The 2,699-nt window shown below is 40.1% G+C and carries 2 protein-coding genes and 1 pseudogene; all 3 read left to right on the top strand.

What is annotated here, in order from left to right; genetic code table 11:
• Positions 1-112, top strand: a pseudogene (locus H5300_RS26245) (IS630 family transposase); the annotation flags it as partial.
• 371 nt (positions 113-483) lie between these two features.
• Positions 484-891 (top strand): VOC family protein, encoded by a 408-nt coding sequence (locus H5300_RS26250; RefSeq protein ID WP_182797314.1) that lies wholly within the window; start codon positions 484-486, stop codon positions 889-891.
• 83 nt (positions 892-974) lie between these two features.
• Positions 975-2,228: an HD-GYP domain-containing protein gene (locus H5300_RS26255; RefSeq protein ID WP_182797315.1), complete on the top strand. Its 1,254-nt coding sequence runs from the start codon at positions 975-977 to the stop codon at positions 2,226-2,228.
• Positions 2,229-2,699: the final 471 nt, after the last annotated feature.

Consider the following 2,699-nt stretch of genomic DNA (forward strand, 5'->3'; position numbering starts at 1 on the left):
CAAGGAAGCCATAGACCAATTTTTTACTGTAACTCTTCCAGAGATTGCAGGTTCGTTGACGTCTCGAATCAATGACAATTTTCAGGTGTTTAAGCCTGCATCTTCAAGTTGATTGGGTATAGATAACAGTTGATAGCAAACTCAAACTACTTAAATTCCACTAGATATAAGCCAAGTTGACGCTTTCAAAATCCGTTGCCTTCGGGCGTGGCGGTTCAAGTCCGCCTACCGGTACCATATTTAGATAAAGCCCTGATCAGAAATGGTCGGGGCTTTGTTGTATCTGGAGAGCAGAAAAGCTGACCTTTGTTTTAACGGAAGAAGCGCTTTTTCAATCAGTCGGATCTTTATGTTTCATCCCGAAATTTCACTGTTTCCTTTCGTAGTTCAACTTCTTGGTAAATTAATCACCTTAAATCAGAATGTTACCTATCATTCTCTCTTCTATTGTCTATGTTTAAAGAAATAGCAGAGGAGAGAGATATGCTGACAGTAACCTCTTATTTGTTTTTTGATGGCCGTTGTAATGAAGCGTTGGATTTTTATCATAAATGTTTTGGCGGTGTAGTTTTATCGAAACAACTTTTTAGTGATGCGCCACAAGTAATAGAGGGAGCTCAACCTGATTGGATTATGCATGCAGAGTTTGAAGCGTTTGGTATGAAGCTGATGATGTCTGATGGTGTTAAAGCGAAAGAGCTCGAAGGTAACAACCTTGCACTCTCGCTTGTTACTGAGGATACCGCGACTCAAGAGCAAATCTTTGAAAATCTGAAGCAAGGTGGGCGAATAATGACACCTTTAGCGGATACGTTTTGGGGAGCTCGGTTTGGCAAAGTGGAAGATAAGTTCGGCATACGTTGGATGGTGCACTGTGATTCTTTAAGCTGAACCTGTGAAATTGGATAGTGAAATTGCTGCTCGGTTTTATTAGAATTATAAATAGAGATTATTGATCAATATTATATATAAAAATGGGCAGCATAAAGATTACCGTAGATCGCATTCAGCCCGGTCTACATATACGACTCCCAGTAAAATGGAATGAACATCCATTTCTACTTAACAGCTTTAAAATCAAAGATGACGCTCAAGTACAAGTAATTCGACATCTTGGGATTAAGCACGTCTATATAAACCCGAACCAAAGCGATACATCACCTTTACCCGCTAACCATGTGATTGAACAAGACCTTGATACTGGTTTACAAGTAAGTCTTGAAGCGGAAAGAATGTGGAAAGACAAGCATGAGCGTATCGAAACTCTAAGCTCTTACCGTCGTAGGGTGAGTCATTGCGAGAAAGAGTTCGAACGTTCGCTTGCCCGAATGCGTTCTGTGATGACCAAAATTCGTAATCGCCCATTAGATGCGGTAGGGGAGGTTAAAGCTCTTGTTGATGATATTGTTGAAACGCTAGTGAGTGACGATAACGTAACCTTGCATCTCATGAATGCAAAAGCTGACTTTGAAGACATTTACTTTCATACATTAAATGTCTCTGTTGTTGCATTAATGATTGGTAAAGCAAAAGGCTACAATACGCAACAGTTGAAAGACCTTTCATTTGCAGCGTTGTTTCACGATATAGGTAAAATAAAGATACCCGTAGCGATACTAAGAAAGCAGGCAGCTTTGACTGTGCCAGAGGCGAATTATCTCAAACTTCATACTAAGTATGGGGTAGATATAGTCACGGCTATTGAGGGTTTTCCTGACAGTGCGAAGAGAGTTATTGGTCAGCATCACGAAATGAATGACGGCTCAGGTTATCCAGAAGGCTTAACTGAAGATGGTATAGATGAGTTTGCAAAAATAGTCGCGGTAGCAAATGCATTTGATAACCTTTGCCACAGTAAAGCGCAATCCCAGCAAAAGATCCCTTACTTAGCACTCTCTCATTTATATAAGAACTGCAAACACCTATATAGTCAGGATAACTTGAGTCTGTTGGTCAAGTTTATGGGAGTGTACCCACCGGGCACTGTCGTGCAGCTTTCAAATGAATCAATTGGAATAGTGATTTCAGTTAATGCCAAACACATGCTTTACCCGAATGTACTGATCTATGATCCTAGCGTGCCAAGAACCCAAGCTCCGATCATTGACCTCTTTACTAAAGAGATAAAAATTGTCAATGCAGTTCATCCAAGTAAGTTACCGGAACAAGTTAGAGAATATCTAAACCCTAGGGCTCGTTTATCTTACTTTTTTGATAATGGCGAGTAGTTATCCACAGGGTGTTGTGAGTAATTTGTTCGAAACTTGGGTTAAAAGTGGTATAAACAAGCCTTTGGTTGAAATGTCTTCGCTTAACCTCTTTTTTCAATAAAAAACGCATTTAATGCTTGCCAATAAGAGCTGCATCTCTATAATGCCGCCTCACTGACACGGCAGACGCCACAAGGCTTCAGCGCAGAATGTTGGTAAGGCAACTAGCTTAAAGCGTTTAATCGCTGCTACTTTTAAAAAGTAGAAATTAATTCCCAATAAGTGTTTGACACTGAGAATTAAAACGCTAGAATGGCCGTCCACTTCGAGAGGCTCCTTACTTAAAAGGAACGCTCAACAAGTGAAGCTCTTTAACAATTTAAACCTATCAATCTGTGTGGGCACTCGTTGATGAATATCAAAACGTCATTCTTAGGAATGGCAGTTACTTCGGTAACAAACTTGATTTCAATGAACTGAGTGACCAAT

Source organism: Vibrio sp. SG41-7, from assembly GCF_014164465.1.
GTDB lineage: Bacteria > Pseudomonadota > Gammaproteobacteria > Enterobacterales > Vibrionaceae > Vibrio > Vibrio splendidus.